17 protein-coding genes are annotated in these 18,578 nt (G+C 59.7%); 5 read left to right on the top strand and 12 right to left on the bottom strand.

Features of this window, described 5'->3' with window-relative positions:
- Position 1 precedes the first annotated feature (1 nt).
- Positions 2-976: a dTDP-4-dehydrorhamnose reductase gene (gene rfbD, locus CRD18_RS10110; protein ID WP_016422193.1), complete on the bottom strand. Its 975-nt coding sequence runs from the start codon at positions 974-976 to the stop codon at positions 2-4.
- Between the two features lie 184 nt (positions 977-1,160).
- On the opposite strand from rfbD, the gene CRD18_RS10105 reads away from it, so the two are divergent.
- Positions 1,161-2,747 (top strand): LCP family protein, encoded by a 1,587-nt coding sequence (locus CRD18_RS10105; RefSeq protein WP_187406710.1) that lies wholly within the window; start codon positions 1,161-1,163, stop codon positions 2,745-2,747.
- Here CRD18_RS10105 and CRD18_RS10100 read toward each other — a convergent pair.
- Together CRD18_RS10100 and CRD18_RS10095 are read right to left on the bottom strand one after the other, a co-directional pair.
- Positions 2,744-3,004, bottom strand: coding sequence for a HypC/HybG/HupF family hydrogenase formation chaperone (locus CRD18_RS10100; protein WP_049172782.1), 261 nt, complete (start codon positions 3,002-3,004; stop codon positions 2,744-2,746). The genes CRD18_RS10105 and CRD18_RS10100 overlap by 4 nt on opposite strands.
- A 4-nt stretch (positions 3,005-3,008) precedes the next feature.
- Positions 3,009-4,364: a nickel-dependent hydrogenase large subunit gene (locus tag CRD18_RS10095; RefSeq protein ID WP_049172780.1), complete on the bottom strand. Its 1,356-nt coding sequence runs from the start codon at positions 4,362-4,364 to the stop codon at positions 3,009-3,011.
- 40 nt (positions 4,365-4,404) lie between these two features.
- Here CRD18_RS10095 and CRD18_RS10090 point away from each other — a divergent pair, with 40 nt between their 5' ends.
- A complete protein-coding gene (locus CRD18_RS10090; RefSeq protein WP_172954599.1) occupies positions 4,405-4,764 on the top strand; it encodes a hydrogenase maturation nickel metallochaperone HypA in 360 nt (119 codons plus the stop codon).
- On the opposite strand, the gene CRD18_RS10085 is transcribed toward CRD18_RS10090, so the two are convergent.
- The 6 genes from CRD18_RS10085 to CRD18_RS10060 form a co-directional block, all read right to left on the bottom strand.
- Positions 4,761-5,345: a hydrogenase maturation protease gene (locus CRD18_RS10085; protein ID WP_049191165.1), complete on the bottom strand. Its 585-nt coding sequence runs from the start codon at positions 5,343-5,345 to the stop codon at positions 4,761-4,763. The two genes, CRD18_RS10090 and CRD18_RS10085, sit on opposite strands and share 4 nt — an antisense overlap.
- Positions 5,346-5,406: 61 nt before the next feature.
- Positions 5,407-6,675, bottom strand: a complete 1,269-nt coding sequence (cybH, locus tag CRD18_RS10080; protein ID WP_016422187.1) for a Ni/Fe-hydrogenase, b-type cytochrome subunit — start codon at positions 6,673-6,675, stop codon at positions 5,407-5,409.
- Positions 6,672-8,420: a nickel-dependent hydrogenase large subunit gene (locus tag CRD18_RS10075; RefSeq protein ID WP_049193295.1), complete on the bottom strand. Its 1,749-nt coding sequence runs from the start codon at positions 8,418-8,420 to the stop codon at positions 6,672-6,674. Before CRD18_RS10075 ends, cybH begins: the two co-directional genes overlap by 4 nt.
- 13 nt (positions 8,421-8,433) lie before the next feature.
- The gene (locus CRD18_RS10070; protein ID WP_016422185.1) at positions 8,434-9,672 is read right to left on the bottom strand and encodes a hydrogenase small subunit; all 1,239 of its coding nucleotides are present in this window, start codon (positions 9,670-9,672) and stop codon (positions 8,434-8,436) included.
- A 333-nt stretch (positions 9,673-10,005) separates the two neighbouring features.
- Entirely contained in the window at positions 10,006-10,824 is an 819-nt protein-coding gene (gene hypB, locus CRD18_RS10065; protein WP_049193294.1) for a hydrogenase nickel incorporation protein HypB, read from the bottom strand.
- 16 nt (positions 10,825-10,840) lie between these two features.
- Positions 10,841-11,158 carry a hydrogenase maturation nickel metallochaperone HypA gene (locus tag CRD18_RS10060; RefSeq protein WP_242458710.1) on the bottom strand — a complete coding sequence of 106 codons (318 nt, stop codon included), beginning with the start codon at positions 11,156-11,158 and terminating at the stop codon, positions 10,841-10,843.
- 76 nt (positions 11,159-11,234) lie between these two features.
- Here CRD18_RS10060 and hypF point away from each other — a divergent pair, with 76 nt between their 5' ends.
- Positions 11,235-13,625, top strand: a complete 2,391-nt coding sequence (hypF, locus tag CRD18_RS10055; protein WP_242458709.1) for a carbamoyltransferase HypF — start codon at positions 11,235-11,237, stop codon at positions 13,623-13,625.
- On the opposite strand, the gene hypE is transcribed toward hypF, so the two are convergent.
- On the bottom strand, positions 13,622-14,764 hold the full coding sequence (hypE, locus tag CRD18_RS10050) for a hydrogenase expression/formation protein HypE (protein WP_187406708.1): 1,143 nt from the start codon (positions 14,762-14,764) through the stop codon (positions 13,622-13,624). The two genes, hypF and hypE, sit on opposite strands and share 4 nt — an antisense overlap.
- A 123-nt stretch (positions 14,765-14,887) precedes the next feature.
- On the opposite strand from hypE, the gene CRD18_RS10045 reads away from it, so the two are divergent.
- Entirely contained in the window at positions 14,888-15,157 is a 270-nt protein-coding gene (locus CRD18_RS10045) for a HypC/HybG/HupF family hydrogenase formation chaperone (RefSeq protein WP_016422179.1), read from the top strand.
- 17 nt (positions 15,158-15,174) lie between these two features.
- Positions 15,175-16,326 carry a hydrogenase formation protein HypD gene (hypD, locus tag CRD18_RS10040; RefSeq protein WP_070652868.1) on the top strand — a complete coding sequence of 384 codons (1,152 nt, stop codon included), beginning with the start codon at positions 15,175-15,177 and terminating at the stop codon, positions 16,324-16,326.
- On the opposite strand, the gene CRD18_RS10035 is transcribed toward hypD, so the two are convergent.
- Entirely contained in the window at positions 16,327-17,190 is an 864-nt protein-coding gene (locus tag CRD18_RS10035) for a CoA ester lyase (protein ID WP_070652869.1), read from the bottom strand. It lies immediately after the preceding gene.
- A gap of 129 nt (positions 17,191-17,319) precedes the next feature.
- Positions 17,320-18,528, bottom strand: a complete 1,209-nt coding sequence (locus tag CRD18_RS10030; protein WP_038627863.1) for an acetyl-CoA C-acetyltransferase — start codon at positions 18,526-18,528, stop codon at positions 17,320-17,322.
- Between the last annotated feature and the right edge of the window lie 50 nt (positions 18,529-18,578).

Raw genomic sequence — 18,578 nt, 5'->3', positions numbered from 1 at the left:
CCTAGGTCAGGACTGCTCGCAAAGTGTCCTGCCACTCCGGAAGTGCATGTAGACCTACCTCACTCCATGCCGAACCATCCAACACGGACCAGGCCGGACGTGGGGCCGGACGTGGGAACTCACTGCTGGTACAAGCCACCACACGCTGCGGATCGTGACCGGTGAGCCGAAACACTTCGCGAGCCACCTCGAACCATGTCGCCTCACCGCTGCCCGTGACATGGAAGGTGCCGGTCGGTGCGCTGCTCGGTTCAGACAACACACGTTCGGACAACTCCCAGATAGCCCCGGCGAGATCACCAACAAAGGTGGGGTTACCGTGCTGATCGTCAACGACCTTAATAATTGCCGGGTTGCCCTGGTCGTCAGTCGCCGTCTCTGCCAGACGAATCATCGTGGAAACGAAGTCCTTGGCCTCCGGCTGTGTGGGCCCCGACCAGACCCACGCCGTGCGCAAAATAGCGAAACGCGCACCCGAATCATGCACATTACTCTCCCCCACTAACTTGGTACGTCCGTACATAGTCCGAGGCGCGGTGAAATCATCAACTCGCAGCGCTCGACGCTGCCCCGTCATCTCATCGATTGCTACATCACCAAAGACATAGTCGGTGGAGATGTGAATGAGATACGCGTCTTCCTTTTTCGCCCGAGCCGCCAAGTACTTCGGTCCAAGTGCATTGATAAGGTGCGCCGAACCGGGATCGGATTCTGCGCCATCGACATCGGTCGCCGCTGCCGCGTTAATGATGATGTCGACGTCGTCAAGCAGAGGCGTTGCCTCCACAGCAGCCGAATCAGTGATATCCAACTGTGCCCGAGTGAGAGCGCGCACCTCAACATCGGCGGCAAAAGGATCACACTGAAGCGCAGTACCCAGCTGTCCCGCCGCACCAGTTATGGCGACAATGGGACGCCGCGAGTTGCTGTGGGTTGGTCCAGGAGTGGCGAAATGCGAGACTGAAATTTCGGACATATTCTTCTTTATCACTATCGTAGATACGATTGACACTGTGTTGAGGTGTAACCGCACACGGTTGGACGGTTAAGGTTTATGTAGTTTCCGCAGCTGCTTACTGCGCTCCACGATGTGTGGAATGCCCACGCAGACATGCAGCACAAATTATATTTTCGAAAAACGGTTTAAGAGGAGCCCCGGTTTGAGCAGCCACACGCCACGCGCGCGTCACGCACGCGATATTCAAGCGCCACCGTCCTCTGCAGAGAGTACAGCCCAAGCTTGGCCGCCGATGCTACGCAATGCGCTTGTGCTGCTCTCAGCCATTATCCTGGTTATTTCCGCAGTTGGCTGGTGGACACTTGGTAGAACCACCGACAACTTGGGTTCGGGTGGCGACTTCGGTCTGGGCAGTGAGAAGGACGGTGCAACCGATATTCTGCTCGTCGGCTCCGACTCTCGCACCGATGCCCAGGGCAACCCGCTGACTCCGGAAGAAGTTGAGCTTCTGCGTGCCGGCGACGAAGAAGCCACGAATACAGACACGATTATTGTGATTCGTGTTCCTGCCGATGGTTCTTCAGCGACGGCAATTTCCATTCCGCGCGATACCTATGTCCACACCAATCGCCTAGGCAACACAAAGATTAATGGTGTCTACGGCAACACAAAGCAAATGGTGGAAGAGGAACTCGCAGGAAGCGGGGCCTCGCCGGAAGACATTGAGCGTCGCTCGACCGAGGCCGGACGTAGAGCTCTGATTGAAACCATTAGCGACCTCAGCGGTATCACCGTTGACCACTACGCAGAAGTTGGCCTGCTCGGCTTCGTCCTGCTCACCGATGCCATCGGCGGTGTCGATGTATGTCTGAATGAGGCTGTCTACGACGAGTTCTCGGGTGCAGATTTCCCAGCGGGCTCACAGACATTGAAGGGCGCCGACGCGCTCTCATTCGTCCGCCAGCGCCATGGTCTGCCCCGCGGTGACCTCGACCGAATTACTCGCCAGCAGGTCTTCATGGCCTCGTTCACCAATAAGCTGCTCGGCGCTGGCACGCTGTCTAATCCCGCGAAGCTGTCTGAACTGGGCAACGCCGTCCAGCGTTCGGTGGTGCTCGACGACAACTGGGATGTCACCGGATTTGCCACCCAGATGCAGGGCCTCAGTGGTGGCAACGTGAAGTTTGAAACTATCCCGGTGACCTCGATTGACGGTGTCGGTGACTATGGCGAGTCGGTGGTCACAATCGATAAGGGCCAGGTTCACCAGTACTTCGAGACCCTGCTGGGCACCAAGGAAGAAAAAGCTCCGGCGAAGGAAGAAGACGAAAAGAAGGCTGACCCCAACGCGGCTGAAACTACAGTCAGCGTTTACAACGCCACAGGCATCGAAGGTTTGGCCAGCGGCGTCTCAGGCTTCTTAACGGAAAAGGGCTACACCCAGGGAGAGGTCGGCAACGCTGAGTTCGCCGGCGTTGCCTCCAGCCAGATCAATGCGGCTGACCCAGAGGATCCGGCAGCTCAGGCCATCTCTGAAGCACTCGGTGGCGTACCGATTGTCCACGATCCATACCTCGATCCACACCACATCTCAGTGACAATTGCCGGTGACTACGACGGCCCAGGATTGACATCAGAGGGAATGGCCACTGATTCGGGCGACGGTGCCGAACCTGCGCCTGAAGTTGAAGATGGTTCCAATGGCGACATCATCGGCCAAGAGGGCGGCGAAATTCCGCAGGAAGATCGCCCCGCTATTGACGCCGCTGGCGTGACCTGCGTGAACTAGGTCCGCCCCTTCGGGGAGACCTCAGCGACATGTTCGATGAGGTTATATTCCTCAATTGCGGCTAAGGACTCCTTGGCCTCCTGTTCGTCCAGCACGTTCATGATGAACCCGTTCTGGACGAACACCCAATCACCTGCCACCAGCTCAGGCACGTACATTGCCGAGCATTGCCGCTTCTGCCCCGCCATATCCACTGTCGCCATCGGCAGTGGACCATCGGCTATTGCCAAAACCCGGGCAGGAATTCCAAGACACATCGTGTTACTTCGTCCTCTCCGCTACAGTCGGGGCGTCCGCCGAACCACGGCTATCCGTTGTCATATTGTCCGCAGGTGCACCGGCATGTTCCTGCATCGTGAATGTCATCACTCCCGCAGGTGCCGAACTACACGGTAAGCACGGATCAGCGGCCCAGATGGACTTCTCGACCCCCGCAGCCTCTCCGCCGCCGCACAGCTGCTCGGTGAGCATACGAGTCAGCCAGGGTTCGTTCTGCGCAGTTGGTGTCATGATCTGACAATCCGTGATGATGCCGTCAGCCCCTGCCGTATAGCGATGCACTAACAGCCCGCGCGGCCCGTCAATCATCCCGACACCACTGCGATGCCCTTCAAAGTCAGCATTCTCAATCGCTGTCGCAGCATTCGGATCGCACACATGCTCGCCGAGCAGTTCCCCGTCGGAAAGCACCCGCCTCGCCCAAGCCACGGTGTCAGCGAGAAGCTGGCGTTGGGCGTCGCGTGGGCTCACCCCACGCTTATCGACGACAACCTGTCTGGAGACCGGCCCCACCCGGTAGAAATCGGCCCGCTGACCTTCACAGCCATGCTTGCCCAACTCCTTCGAGGCATCAAACACCGGTCTGGGAGCGGCATCGCCCGGACGGGATTCACGAACGCGTGTGGGCCAATCAGCAGCCGGGAAAATCTCCGCCGCGGTATCGGTGTCATGCCGCGCGACTGCGAGGTAATTTCCCAGCGGCGCAAGCTCACCGTCGGCATCGACAACTGCCACGTCGAGGCCGTCAAAAGTATCCGTCCAAGCATCAGGGGCATCGGGAGTGGGAAGAAGCTCCACTTCCTTGATTACCGCCGTCTCAGCCAGTACCTCCAGAGCAGTTTCTGCCTCAGAAACCAGCGTCTTATCCACTGTCGCGCGCACACCGCCGGGGACGGCGACATCCGGGAAGTGCGACGGTGCCCCCGCTGCACGCATCAGAGCTTTTCCGGCACGCTTCATTGCCCGCGCCCCCTCGCGGTCGACGGCCACAAATTTGGTCGCTAGATTATCCAAGGTCGACCCGGCCGCCAGCAGCTCTCGAATCAACTGTGCGGTTCGAGGAATGTCGAAGACCCCGTAAAGGTCCTCTACCGCCCGCACGCCTGCAAGATGATGCACAACCGGGCACAGGCCACACAGCCGCTTGGTGATATCTGGTACAGCCAGCGCCTGCTTGCCCACGAGCATCCCGTCGATACGCGGTAGCCCTGAAAGGTCGAAGGACACCTGTGTGATGGCGCCGTTGTCATCGCGATAGACATCCAGTCGTGCCTCGAATGGGTCAACAAGCTCATCGAGCTGGATGTGCTGGGTAACCGGAACGGATTTGGATGACATGGTCCGCCTGCGCCTCCTTTGCGCTGAGTGCTTCGCCATAATGGTATCTGTGCATGAGCTTGGATTGTTGACCAGCGTGGTGGAAAAGATTGCCGAGGTCTGCCCGGGACGTACCGTGACAAAGGTGTCAATGCGTGTGGGCGACCGCTCCGGGGTCGTCTACGATTCCCTCATCGCCGCATGGCCTGTGGCCAGTGCCGCGACGCAGTGTGAGGGCGCCGAGTTAGATGCCGAGCTCATTGTCTCGACGGTCTACTGCCCCACCTGCGAGGCTGAGCATGAAATTGATGAATTCTATGCTCTAACCTGCCCTGTCTGCGGCACCCCAACTGCGGATTTGCGGCACGGCCGCGAGTTTGAAATCTCCAGTATTGAGGTCAGCGCTGAGGGCGAGGGTTAGACGTCACTGTCGCGCTCGTCGGCAAGCCAGCTGTCGATGAGCTCGCGCGCAACCTCAGTCGCCTCCTCAATGCCGCCAAGTGCCGTGTTGCTGAGCCCCACCACCATGTCGGCAGACTCGTAGACCACTCCCACCACACCGACGCGCTCAGGCTCCTGCCCCAGCAGTCGCGCCGCGGTGAGCAAATCCAGCAAGCCGACCTGATGCGCGGACAGCTTTGCCGCCAATAGTCTAGGGATCTGGTCACCGACGAGCTTGACGACGGTACCGGGATCCCCCGGACCAGCGAGAGCGTCGAGCAACAATAGGTTCTTGGCCTCCTGCACGATGGGCAGCAACTCCATACCGCAGGTGCCACCATCGATGTAGGCAACCGCACCCGTCCATTCGTCCCCTCGCCCGGCGAGGTTCGCAGGATCATCGAGGTTGGAGGGCGACCAGACCAGATGCGCAGAATCCCCGGCCTGCGTTGTCTGCCCCATGCCTGCAGATTCCAGTTCTGGGGCAAGGCGCCTCAGCAGCTCGAGACCAATGCCGTCGTCGCCCATGACGGGGTTGCCGATGCCAAGAACCGTCACCAACGGAGTGCCAGCATCAGCACCGGTGACTGCGTCGGACACCTTATCGTTACCCAATGATCTCCTATCCAATGCGTGGAGAGTCAACCGGTTGCGTGCCGCGCGGTAGCCAGACAGAGCCACCAATCATCGAGGACAGACCACCGTGGTTGTGTACCGCATCAGAGCGGATAACCAGGTAGACGTGAATGATGGCGAAGAGCCAAATCAGGTACATGATGATTGTGTGAATCAGGCGGAAGTAGCCGATGCCAATCCAGTGCGTGGGCATAGCCAACAGCTGGAAGAACCAGTTGGACTGGTCCATCATCGCGTATAGCGACAAACCTGTGAGCATCTGGATGAAACACATCGCGTAAATGCCGGTGTACGCCAGCTGCTGCAGCGGATTGTGTGCGAAGTAGAACGGCCCTTCCTTGCGCAGGAAGAGGTAGTACTGCATCGTGTGCCAGAGGTCTTTAACATCCTGCTTGTTATAAATCGGCCATAGCGCACGCCATCGTGTTTGTCGGTCGTGGGTAACAAACAGCAGAATGACACGCCATAGCCCCACCGCGATCCATAGGAATCCGGCTAAGAAGTGCGCGAAACGGACATATCCCATCGCGAATCCCGCGGCCGAGCCGTCATAGGTGCGCTCAGTCAAATAGGGCTGCATGATGTACCAGCCAGTAAAGGTCATCACCAACATCAGCGCCAGGTTCAACCAATGTTGAACGCGCAGCGCCCATCCCCACAGGTGAACCTCGACCCACGAACCGGAGCCCTTCTTGTTCTCCGCAATGGCCTCGTCGAGTTTCCGCAGCCCCATTGCCACGAATCCTTCGAAGATGAACTCTCCGATGATATTTCCGTCTTTGTCAATGGGCGCAAGCGCGACGCCCATGCTGCGGTGCCCGCGACCATGATGCATGTTCGCGTTACGACGAAGTAGAACGCCTTCCTCACGGGACATCGTGGATGCCTCAACGACCGCATTCAATTCACCGCGCATGATGGCGACATCGACCGTTTGATCCGCAATGTTGAGGCCGTGCACCTTGGCAATGGAGTAACGGCGGTCAGGCGTCGCCGGGTCGTAGGAATCCGGGGTCAGTTTCATCAGTGGCGTGCCGTCGAGGTGGAAAAGATCGTCACGACGACGACGCAAGCTGACCTTTAGCGCAAGGTCGACAGGATCGCGGGAGTCGTCCGGGACAATTGCTGCGGCCTGAATGACCTCGGATGGCGACAACCAGTGGCTGGTGTGTGCGTCAATAACCGCAATAACCAGGGGGTTGCCCTTGGAATCTTTTAGTCGCAGTTCCGGATTTTCACTCACTGGGGGTGTCATGCCGTCGTCACCTTAAACATTTCCTGACCAGCCGGATCCAAAATGTGGACTGCGCAGGCCATACATGGATCGAAGGAATGAATCGTGCGAAGTGGTTCAAGCGGCTGCTCGGGATCAACCAGCGGATGTGTGCCATCGCCAGCCAGCGCGTGCTCGTATGGGCCAAGCTGCCCCTTCGAGTCACGGCCACCGGCCAGCCACGTGGTGGGAACCACGGCTTGGTAGTTGGTCACCTTGCCATTTTCAATTTTGACCCAGTGGCTGAGCATGCCACGAGCGACCTCGAGGAAGCCCACGCCCTGGCACTTTTCCGGCCACGTGGTCGGCTCCCAACGGCTGTTGTCGAAGACATCGATGTCGCCGTTCTTCAGGGCCTCAACGAACTCCGGGAAAATGTGATCTGCCAAGTAATTGGCGGTGGTCACAGACTCCACAGCACGTGCGTAGGTGCGTCCCGCAGTGGAGTTCATCTGCTCAATGCGCAGGTCGAGCTTATCCATGACCTCGTCGACCAGGCGCATTGTCTCCGGCTCCTTCTGCAGGTATGCCAACAGCACACGAGCAACCGGGCCAACTTGAACAGCGCGACCGTCGTAACGCGGCGCCTTCGACCAGGTGTACTTTTCATTGTCCGACAACCACTCGTACGGCGGCTTCGGGCCGGTGTAGTTCACAGTTGTTTCGCCGTCATACGGCTTGAGGCCGACATCATCGCCGGCTTCCTGCGTATACCAGGCGGAGTTGATGAATTCCTCGATCTTTTCCGGCTGGAATGGGTGGAGCTTGGTGTAGTCACCGTCGAGAATGACACCGGGCTTGATGTCTGGATGCACGGTCTGGACACGGGACTTAGCCGGGTCGCCGGAGTAAGTGGCGCCGGCCATGCCTACCGCCAGGAAGCTGTCGGAGGAGCGACCGATGTCGAAGTAGTCCTTGTAAACGCTCATGATGGCGACTGCATCTGGGTAGAAGCAGTCATTGACGAACTCCACAATCTCGTCGATCCAGGACTTGATCTGATCAATGCCGACTTGGTTGACCGTCTCAGAGCGTTCCGGGTCGATGGAGCACGCCATGCCTCCGACCAGGAAGTTCGGGTGTGGATTCTTACCGCCGAAGACGGTGTTAATGCGGATGATAGAGCGCTGGAAAGCCAAGGCGTCGAGGTAGTGCGACACTGCCATCAGGTTGGCCTCAGGCGGCAAGCGGTAGTCCTCATGTCCCCAGTAGCCGCCGGTGAAGATGGACAGCTGGCCGGAGTCCACAATGCCCTGCACGGTCTCCTTGACCCGGGCGAAGGTTTCTTCGTTGTTGCCCTTCCACGTCGAGCCGATCGACTGCGCGAACTCAACGGTCTTCTTCGGATCTGCCTCGAGAGCCTTCGTGACATCAATCCAGTCCAGACCGTGAAGATGGTAGAAGTGCACGACGTGGTCGTGAATCTCCTGCGAGCCAATCACCAGGTCGCGAATACGACGTGCCTGCGGGGGCGGTGTCGAGCCAATGGCATCTTCGACAGCGGCAATGGACGCCACCGAGTGAGTACCCGTGCACACACCACAGATACGACCAACGAATGCCCAGACATCGCGAGGATCGCGGTTTTTCACAATGGTTTCGATACCGCGGAACTGAGTAGTCTCACTCCACGCGGTTTTGATCTGGTCTCCCTCGCGTTCCAGCTCAATGCGAAGGTGTCCCTCGATTCGGGTAATCGGGTCGATTACAACTTTTTCCGTAGCCATGTCCTATGCCCCCTTAGTTGTCCTTCGAATCGGATGCTGTCTCGCTCTGCGTGCCTGGTGCGTTTGAAGGAAGGTCGACCATCGGTGGCTTCCGGCCTTCCACACCACCAAACGCAGCCAACACCTTTTCTTCGCCGTTGGAGCGCCTTATCTTCAGTTCCTTCACCAGTGTGAGTCCGCCATGGACCGCGGCACCTGCGGCAGTGGCAGCCAGCAGTCCAACGCCGACCGTGTTCACGCTGGACTCCACTCCAATACCCGGGATTCCCGGCAGCTTGTCGTAGAACGGAGTGAACTGGTCGAAGAAGTCCTTCTCAGTACAGCCAATACATGGGTGACCAGCACCAATTGGCCAACCGGACTTAAGGTTCCACTGCACGATTGGGCATGGGCTAAACGTGGATGGCCCCTTACAGCCGACCTCGTAAAGGCACCAGCCGTTTCGTGCGCCTTCGTCGTCGAAGGTTTTCACGAACTGACCGGCATCGTAATGCGCGCGACGCGGGCAGGAGTCGTGAATACGCTGGTCATAGGCAAACTTTGGCCGCCCCTCAGCGTCGACCTCCGGTGTCTTGCCATAAGTGAGTACGTACGTCAGGGTGGCCGTAATCACCTCACCAATCGGCGGACAACCAGAGACGTTAATCACCGGCTTGTCCTTGATAATCTCATCGACACCCTTGGCACCGGTCGGATTCGGCTTAGCAGCCTGGACAGAACCCCAGACTGCGCAGGCACCAACGGCCAGGATTGCCGTGGCCTTCTCAGCAGCCTCGAGCAGCACCTGTTCTGCCGACTTACCGCCAATGGTGCAGTACGCACCGTTCTCGCCGGTCGGAATCGAGCCATTGACCACCAGAATGTGATCCTCGGCATTCATGTCGTCCAAAGCCTTTTCAGCCGCATGCCCGGACGGTGCCATGAGCAGCTCGTTGTAGTCCATCGAAACCAGGTTCAGCACCACATCTTCAGCAGTGGTGCCTCCGGAACGCAATACGGATTCCATACATCCGGTACATTCCTGCAACTGCAGCCAAGCCACCTTCGGCTTCTTTACAGCCGAGAGCTTATCTGCGATTTCCTCCGCCGAGGGAGTCAGTGACTGCGCCGCAGCCTCACCGACATTCGGAGTTCCGGCGGCAAAAATTGCCGCCATAGTGCCACAAAACTTCATGAAACTGCGCCGTGAGACACCAGCTCTAGCGAGGTTTTCGCCGAGGGTCCCTTCCTGCCAATTCGCGCCACTAATCATTTTTTCGCTGCGCCTTCTGCTTAGTTATTAGGAATATTGGTTTCGAGGTTTTACAACTACCAAGGCCCATTGCCTATACATGGCCAAGTATAGCGACCTAAGAACAACCTGAATAATGGTGCTGCGCTGCGGTTATAACAAAATAATATGCAAGATAAATGTTGCGTAAATATAGCTCCAGGTACAGGTAGTGAACGTGAAAAACCGCCGCAGATTACAGCGGGATATCACCTATCCCCCACTAAGGTGGAGCGAAGCGAGGGGGGGGTAACGGGGCCGTCGTCAAGCATGCTGTGACGCCCCCATTGCTTCACGACGGCCCCCGGCGCGCGCTTAATCAACCAGCGCAGGGTTGACCCAACGGAGCCATTCGTCGATGCCCTCCCCGGTCTTAGCGGAGACCTCAATCACCTTCACGCCTGGATTGACCTTTTCCAGGTTGGCGCGGAAGAGCTCCATGTCGAAGTCAAGGTACGGGGCAAGGTCCATCTTGTTGATAACCACCACCTGTACAGAGCGGAACATCACCGGGTACTTGACCGGCTTATCCTCCCCCTCGGTGATGGAGTAGACCATTGCCTTGCGAGTCTCACCGACCTCAAACTCAGCCGGACAGACAAGGTTTCCCACATTTTCAATCATGACCAGGTCAAGCGTGGACAGATCCAGCCCCTCGAGCGCGCGGGAGACCATCGGGGCGTCCAAGTGGCATTCACCACCGAATCCGTTGCCCGTGTTCAGCAGCGAAATCTGTGCCCCATAACCCTCCAGGCGGTCGGCATCGAGAGCCGTCTCAATATCACCCTCGATAATGCCGACGCGCAGCTTTCCCTGCGCAGCCGCCAGTGTCTTCTCCAACAGCGCAGTCTTGCCTGAACCCGGGGAGCTCATCAGGTTGATGGCTTCCACGCCATGCTCAGCAAGCAGCTCGCGATTATGCTCCGCGCGATGGTCGTTTTCGCTGAAGATGTCCTCGAGGATGGTCACGCGTTCCACGCCGGTTTCATAACCCGAATGGTCGCCGTGGCTAGTGTCATCGGGATCGGCGAGATGAACGTGGTCATGGCCGTGATGGTGGTCATGGTCGTGGTCATGATGATGGTGGTGATGGTGGTGTGCGTCATCGCCGTCATGCCGGTGGAAACGTCCCATGATAAAACCGTCTTTCCTACTTGTGCGTGTCGACGTCGATGTCGACGATTGTGAACTCTTCCCCCGAGATTACGCGTCCGGGCTCTCCGCACGTGGGGCACAGCAGACCGTCGAGTGGCCCGACCTGTTCGCGATGGCCGTGCGCGCATTCGACAACGGCAGGCACCCAGTCGATCTCCAACTCCGCGTGCCCCAAACCGGTATCGCGACTGACGAAATCCCACGCGTATGAAAGGGTTTCTGGAACAACCTGACGCAGAGCGCCTATCCGCAGGTGCACAGTGCGTACAGTTCGACCTTCGGCTGCTCTCGTGACAACCTTCGCCAACTGCATGCTCAACGCTACTTCGTGCACAATCTCCAAAGTAGCAGTGCGAACGGACCCGAGTCGCTTACGTAAAGTTGAACGCATGGAAAAGGCAGGCACGACCGGGGCGGGGATGGGCACGGGCATTCAACGCATTCGCTGGCGTATCGAAGGAATCGTCCAGGGGGTCGGATTCCGCCCTTTTGTGGCCACCATCGCCCGGCGCGCGGGTCTCGTCGGCTTCTGCGGCAATGATGAGCAAGGCGTATTCATCGAGGTAGAAGGCGCGTCGGACGCCCTCGCTGCCTTCCGCAGCCAGCTTTTCACCGAACTGCCGGCGCTTGCCCGCATCATCAATCACTCCGCCGAGCACATCGCTGCGCTGGGCCATGAGCGCGAGTTCACCATCGTGTCCTCTCGCCACAGCTACCCCGGCCGCGCGCTGCTTCCGCCCGACACCGCACTGTGCCCGGACTGCCGCCGTGAGTTTTTCGACCCTACCAACCCGCGCTACCTCTACCCTTTCATTTCTTGCACCAACTGCGGGCCGCGTCTGTCCATCATCACTGAACTGCCCTACGACCGCCCGCGCACCACTATGGCGGCCTTTCCGATGTGCACCCCGTGTGAGCGCGAATACACCGACCCGACCGATCGCCGCTATCACGCCCAGCCAATCAGCTGTTTCGACTGCGGACCGCATCTGAGCTGGCACGATGCAGGCGGCACCATCACCGCTACCTCCCGCGAGGAGGTTCTCGCACTCTTTCGTCGCGCACACGCGCTGCTTGACGACGGCGCCCTGCTCGCCGTCAAAGGTATTGGTGGTTTTCACCTGGTCTGCGATGCCGCCAACGACGCTGCCTGCGAGAAACTACGGATGCGCAAGCGTCGACCCGACAAACCGCTGGCGGTAATGGCTCCCACTGTTGACACCGCTGCCCAACTGGTTGAGTTAACTGAGCAGGAGAAGCGTTTCCTCGACTCCTCTGAGGCACCGATTGTGATTGCACCGAAGCAGCGGTCGGGGCCGCTTTCCGATCTCATCGCCCCTGGCCTCGACAGCTTCGGCATTATGCTTCCATACTCAGGCATTCACCTGTTGCTTTGCGATCGCCCGCTCGTGGTCACCAGCGGCAACCTCAGTGGCGAGCCCGTGTGCACCGACAATGCCGACGCGCTGAAGAAGCTCGGTCACATCGCCGACGCTTTCATCCTCCACGACCGCGAAATCCACGTCCCCGTTGAAGATTCGGTTTTCATCGGCACCGCCCCATCGCGCCGGTCCCGTGGCTTCGCTCCCATCCCCGTTTCAATCACGGCCACCGATTCTCGTAGCCACACGGGCACTAGCACCGGCACCAGCGCCCGTAGTACGTCGCAACCCACCATTTTCGCGACTGGCGGGGAGCTGAAGAACACTTTCGCGATCGCGCATGGGGACCTCGTTCACGTCTCCGCACACATTGGTGACATGGGTTCGTGGGCCAGTCAGAAGGCCTACCAGAGAGCAGTTGATCAGCTCCTTTCCATGCGTGACGCGACCCCGGATTTTGTCGTCTGCGACCTTCACCCGGGCTACGCCACTACCGCCTTCGCCGAATGCTTCGCTGCCGAGCACGACATCGAGCTGCTCTCGGTTCAACACCACTTCGCCCACGCGCTCTCCCTACTCGCCGAACACCGCCTCCTTTCCCCCAGTGCCGGTCACGCAGTCGTCGCTACCCTCGACGGCACCGGCTATGGCACTGATGGTTCCATCTGGGGCGGCGAGATCCTCACGCTCAGTCGAGATTCCGCAGGCTGGGAACGCACCTGGCACTGCCCCTCTTTCCCATTGGTAGGCGGCGATCGTGCCGTCACGCATCCGTGGCGGCTAGCCCTCGGTCTCGCGCACGAGTGGGAGCTTGACGACGACCGTCTCCTACGCAACCTCTCCAACGAACACGAAGTAGCCCTGGTCAAAAGCCAGCTGGCGACGGGAATTGGCACCGTGCAAACTTCGTCTCTAGGCCGCATATTCGATGCCGCCGCAGCTCTGCTGCTGCCTCGCTGGCGCGGTGGCGCGGCCATCAGCTACGAGGCGCAAGCGGCCATGGAGTTGGAGGCAGTGGCGACTCGCTACGTGAGGTCACATGCGGAAGCGCTCGGAGCGATCAGTTCAGAGACGAAGCCGGTGCCCCTCCAGGACGTCATTCGAGAGGCGGCAGCATCGCCTGACGCTGAGCAGGCCGCATTCTTGTTTCACAGTGGGGTTGCGGGCGTCGTCGGCAAGCGATTGGTGCAGGCGGCGGAGGAAGCTGGAACCGATGTTGTCGGTGTCAGCGGGGGTTGCGCGAACAATGCGCTGTTGATGGAGTTGCTGCAGCGCGAAGTTACAGCTGAGGGCTTTACTCTGTTGCAGCATCAAATCGTGCCGCCGGGCGATGGCGGCTTGAGTCTTGGCCAGGCGGTGGCCGGTCGCCTGCTGGCGGCAACCGGCATGGATGTCTAGCAGATGCGCGGCAGCGGGTCGCCGACCAACATGTCCACCATGCGGGTGCCACCGAATCCGGTGACCAGCACCACGGAAGCGGCGGGCTCGTCCTCGATGGAGCCGATATCACGAGCCTCGGAAGCCCCGGCTGCGTGGAGCGCACTGAGCGCTGCCTCGGATTGCTCAGCCGGGACAACGGCGACGAAGGTGCCTTCATTGGCGACGTAGAGCGGATCGATGCCGAGCATGTCACAGGCGCCACGGGTCATTTCACGAACCGCAATGGATTCGTCGTCAAGCACGACACCAAAACCGGTGCCACGGGCGAGCTCGTTGGCGACCGTGCCGAGGCCGCCACGAGTGGCATCGCGCATCCAGCGAGTGCCGGGGGCAGCTTCAAGTAGTGCCTCGACCAGGCCGTTGACGGCACGGGTATCGGACTCGATAGGCGCGGCCAGAGCCAAGTCGCCGCGGGCGAGCATGACGGCCATGCCGTGATCGGCGATTGGACCGGAGACGAGGATGCGGTCTCCGGCCTCGATGTTTGCGTAGACAGATCCTTTCGTAGCGGCACCGGCGTAGTCGCCGCGGACCACGCCCACCCCGGCCGTGGTGATGTAGACCTGGTCACCTGCGCCCTTCGGCACAACCTTGGTGTCGCCGGCGACGATGCTCACCCCTGCGGCATCGGCAGCGGTGCGCATACTCGCCACGATGCGACGGAGAGTCGCGATCTCCAGCCCCTCTTCCAGGATGAACGATGCGGTCAGCGCCAGCGGCCTGGCTCCGGCTACCGCCAGATCGTTGATCGTGCCGTTGACGGCCAAATCGCCGATGTTGCCGCCCGGGAACTCGATGGGATTGACCACGTAGGAGTCAGTGGACATTGCCAAACGCGCCCCGCCATGTGCAGAAGCTGTCGCAGCCTTGACGACGGCATCGGCAGCGAAGAGCCCGGAGTCGCCACCCTGCCCTAAAATTTCATTGCCATAGGCATCGAAAAAGACCTGTTCAACCAGAGCTGCGGATGCCTTTCCGCCGGAGCCGTGTTGCAGGGTGACGTAGTCGTCGAGAAGCCTGAACGGACGTGCCCGAACGCGACCAATATTGGTGTTTACCTTGGCTTCGTTGGTGTTCAGACGATTCTTCGGCTGCATGCTCACTATCCCTAACTTCACAGCTGCTGGCGGACAAAACTGCTTGCGTCACTCGTCCTTCGAAAACGAGGCTCGCTGCTCCTGATGGTAGTCTCGATAAGTATTGCAAACGAGGAGAAGCGTATGTGTCTTGGTGTCCCCGCCGTCATCACGGAAGTCCACGATGCTGCCCGTGCAACAGTGGAAATTGGTGGCGTCGCACGCATGATTTCCACCGATTTACTTATTGACGAGAGCCTCACCGCCGGTGATTGGGTTCTCGTACATGTCGGTTTCGCCATGAGCAAGATCGACGAGGAAGAGGCCAGGCTCTCGCTCCAGCAAATCAAACAGCTAGGTGGCGACGCTTACGAGGATGAGCTGGAATCCTTCTCATCGTCACAGATCAACTAAGGGGGCTGGACGGCACCATGAAATACGTTGACGAATTCCGCGATCCCGCCGCTGCGAAGAAGCTGCTCGCACGCATCGAACGCGAGGCCACCAAGCTGGAAAAGCCCATCGCACTGATGGAAGTCTGTGGCGGGCACACGCACACCATTTACCGCTACGGCTTGGAAAACCTCCTACCGGAGAACATCGAGCTGATTCACGGACCCGGCTGCCCCGTCTGTGTCATCCCCATGGGGCGCGTCGACGATGCCATCTGGCTGGCACAGCAGGAAGACGTCATTTTCACGACCTTCGGCGACATGATGCGCGTGCCGGGGTCCGAAACGTCGCTGATGCAGGCACGTGCGCGCGGCGCCGATGTACGCTTTGTCTACTCGCCTCTCGACGCGCTGAAAATTGCCACCGACAACCCCGATAAGCAGGTCGTTTTCTTCGCCGTCGGGTTCGAGACCACCGCCCCGTCGACTGCCGTGACCGTTGAGGCCGCACGCCGGCAGGGCGTGGAAAACTTCTCCGTGTTTTCCAACCACGTACTTATCGAGCCGCCGCTGCGCGCCATCGTCAACGGCGGCGAAACCAAGGTTGATGGGTTTATCGGCCCAGGCCACGTGGCCACCACCACCGGCACGGACGCTTTCGAGTTCCTGCCGCGCGAGTTCAATCTGCCAGTGGCGGTCACCGGTTTTGAGCCATTGGATGTGCTCCAGGCCGTCGTCATGCTGCTAGATCAATTCGTCAGCGGCGACGTTGCTGCCGGTAAGTCGCGGGTGGACAACCAGTACGCGCGCGTCGTTCGCTCCTCCGGCAACACCACCGCGCAGAAACTTATGGACCGCGTCTTTTCCCTCCGCGACACCTTCGAGTGGCGTGGCCTCGGCTGGATTGAAAACTCCGGCCTCGGCATCTCTGAGGAATACGCGGTATTCGACGCCGAGCGCCGTTTCCAGGTGCCGGGGCGCCGTATCCCAGATCCCGTGACCTGCGAATGCGGCTCTGTGCTCACCGGCCACATCAAGCCCTGGCAGTGCGCGGTCTTCGGCACCGCCTGCACCCCGGCGACCCCCATCGGCACCTGCATGGTCTCCCCCGAAGGCGCGTGTGCGGCGTACTACAACTTCGGCCGCATCGATCGGAAGGTCACCGAGAACCTGGCGAAATCCCGCCGCTAGTTACTCCGTCATTCCCGCACGCGCGAGCGCTGCCACCGCCTGCTTTACGACGGGCGCGTCAATCATCTCGCCATCGAGCTGAAAGGCGCCAGTGTGCGTACCTGCGTGATCGATAATCTTCCGGGCGCGGGCGAGCGTTGCTTCCGACGGCTTATATGCCTTGCGCACCGGCGGCACCATCGCCGGGTGGATGCAGGCCGTAGCCAGGAAACCACAGCCCACGGCATCGAGAGCCTCTAGGTACTGGCCGCGCTCATCGCGAAAGTCAGTATGAACGGCATCAATGGCGGCAATACCCGCTGCAGCTGCATGCACCTGAACGAGTGCACGAGCCAATCGCTGCGGATCGCGGTAGTGGCGGCGAGGGTTTTCATCCACACTCTGACGCGAGGACGCCCCACCGAGTTCGGCGGTCAGGTCTTCGGCACCCCAGAACAGACCCACAACGTCCGGGTGCGTGGCAATCTGCTGGATATTAATCATGGCCTGCGGGGTTTCAATCATCGCGATGATCTTCAACCCTTCGAGCTCTGCGGGAATGGAGTCTCGAATCTTGGGCACCATGACGATGTCGTAGTCACATGTACGGGCAAAGGCGACATCCTCCGCGAAGGTCGGAGTCCCAGGACCGGTAATCCGAAGAATAGTCACCTCCGGGTCGAGCGGATTGTTGATGATGTTCGCACGTGCCTGCTCGTGATTGTCAACGGCAGCGCCATCCTCCAGGTCAATAATGACCATGTCCGATCGTTCAGCAGCTTTCTGGAAACGTTCCGGACGGTCAGCCGGGGCGAAGAGTAGCGCCGGGCCAGAGGGAAGCCAAGGGAAGGTCTGTTCACCATCGAGGGAGCTAAAGCCTGTCATAGCTCCTAACCTAATTGAAAACTCGAATCACCTTCGCGCAGGCTCCCCCAGGAGACAACAAAACCCGCGTTGTGGGGTCCATAGAGTGGAAACCACCACGCGGGTTTGCTGAGTTTTTAACCTATGCGATTAGTCGCGGTACAGCAGCAGCGCGTCGCCCTGGCCGCCGCCACCACACAGGGACACACCAGCGCGACCCGAACCGCGACGGTTCAGCTCCATTGCAGCGGTCAGAGTCAGGCGGGCACCGGAGCAGCCAATCGGGTGGCCGAGGGCAATCGCGCCACCGTGGATGTTGGTCTTTTCCAGCGGGTAGTCCAGCTCACGCAGGGACTTGACGGCCACCGCACCAAATGCCTCGTTGATCTCGATGAAGTCAAGCTCCTGCGCGTCCCACTCAGCGCGACGCAGAGCCTCCTTCAAAGAGTCCGCCGGCTGAGCGTGCAGGGAGTTATCCGGACCTGCGGTCTGGCCGGCCTTGCCCACAACTGCGAGGTAGTCTAGGCCGTGCTTCTCTGCGTAGGCACGCGATGCCAGCACAACTGCTGCGGCACCGTCGGAAATCGGCGAGGAGTTACCGGCAGTGATGGTGCCGTTTTCCTTCAGGAAGACCGGACGCAGCTTAGCCAGGGTCTCCACAGTGGTCTCCGGGCGAATGCCCTGGTCGGTGTCAACAACTACCGGGTCACCCTTGCGCTGCGGAATCTCGATTGGAGCGATTTCCTGCGCGAAAATGCCGTCTTCCTGCGCCTTGGCTGCACGCTGGTGAGAAGCGGCCGCAACTTCGTCCTGCTGCTCGCGGCTAATGCCGAGGTCGCTGTTCGGACCGTCGGTAAGCGTACCCATGGACACACCATCGAAGGAGTCGACCAGACCGTCGCGCTCCAAGGTGTCCTCCAGCTTCAGCGCACCGAAGGACTTGCCCTGACGAACACCGCGTGCAACGTGCGGAGCGTGCGTCATGGACTCCTGACCACCTGCAACAACGACGTCTGCGTCACCGAGACGAATCAGGCGAGCAGCGTGAATGACCGCGTTTAGGCCCGAGAGGCAGACTTTGTTAACGATCTCAGCGGTCGTATTCCATGGCAGACCTGCCTTAATGGCGACCTGTCGGGCCGGGTTCTGGCCAGCGCCTGCGAGAATCACCTGGCCCAGAACGACGTGCTGAACCTCTTCCGGGGCAACGCCGGAACGCTGGACAGCGTGCTTGACAGCATGTGCGCCGAGTTCGACGGAAGTAAGCGGTGCCAGCTGGCCGAGCAGCTTGCCCTGCGGGGTGCGGGCACCGGCGAGGATAACGACATCATTCGGGCTGGGAGCTGGAAGGTTACTCATGGATGGATTCTCCTAAGTCAAATCTGATGAGTGTGGACTGACCATGATTG

The sequence above is a fragment of the Corynebacterium sp. LK31 genome (genome assembly GCF_014335015.1).
Lineage (GTDB): Bacteria > Actinomycetota > Actinomycetes > Mycobacteriales > Mycobacteriaceae > Corynebacterium > Corynebacterium jeikeium_D.
The sequence above is the reverse complement of the archived record's forward strand: the minus strand, read 5'-3'. Positions and strand labels throughout refer to the sequence as shown.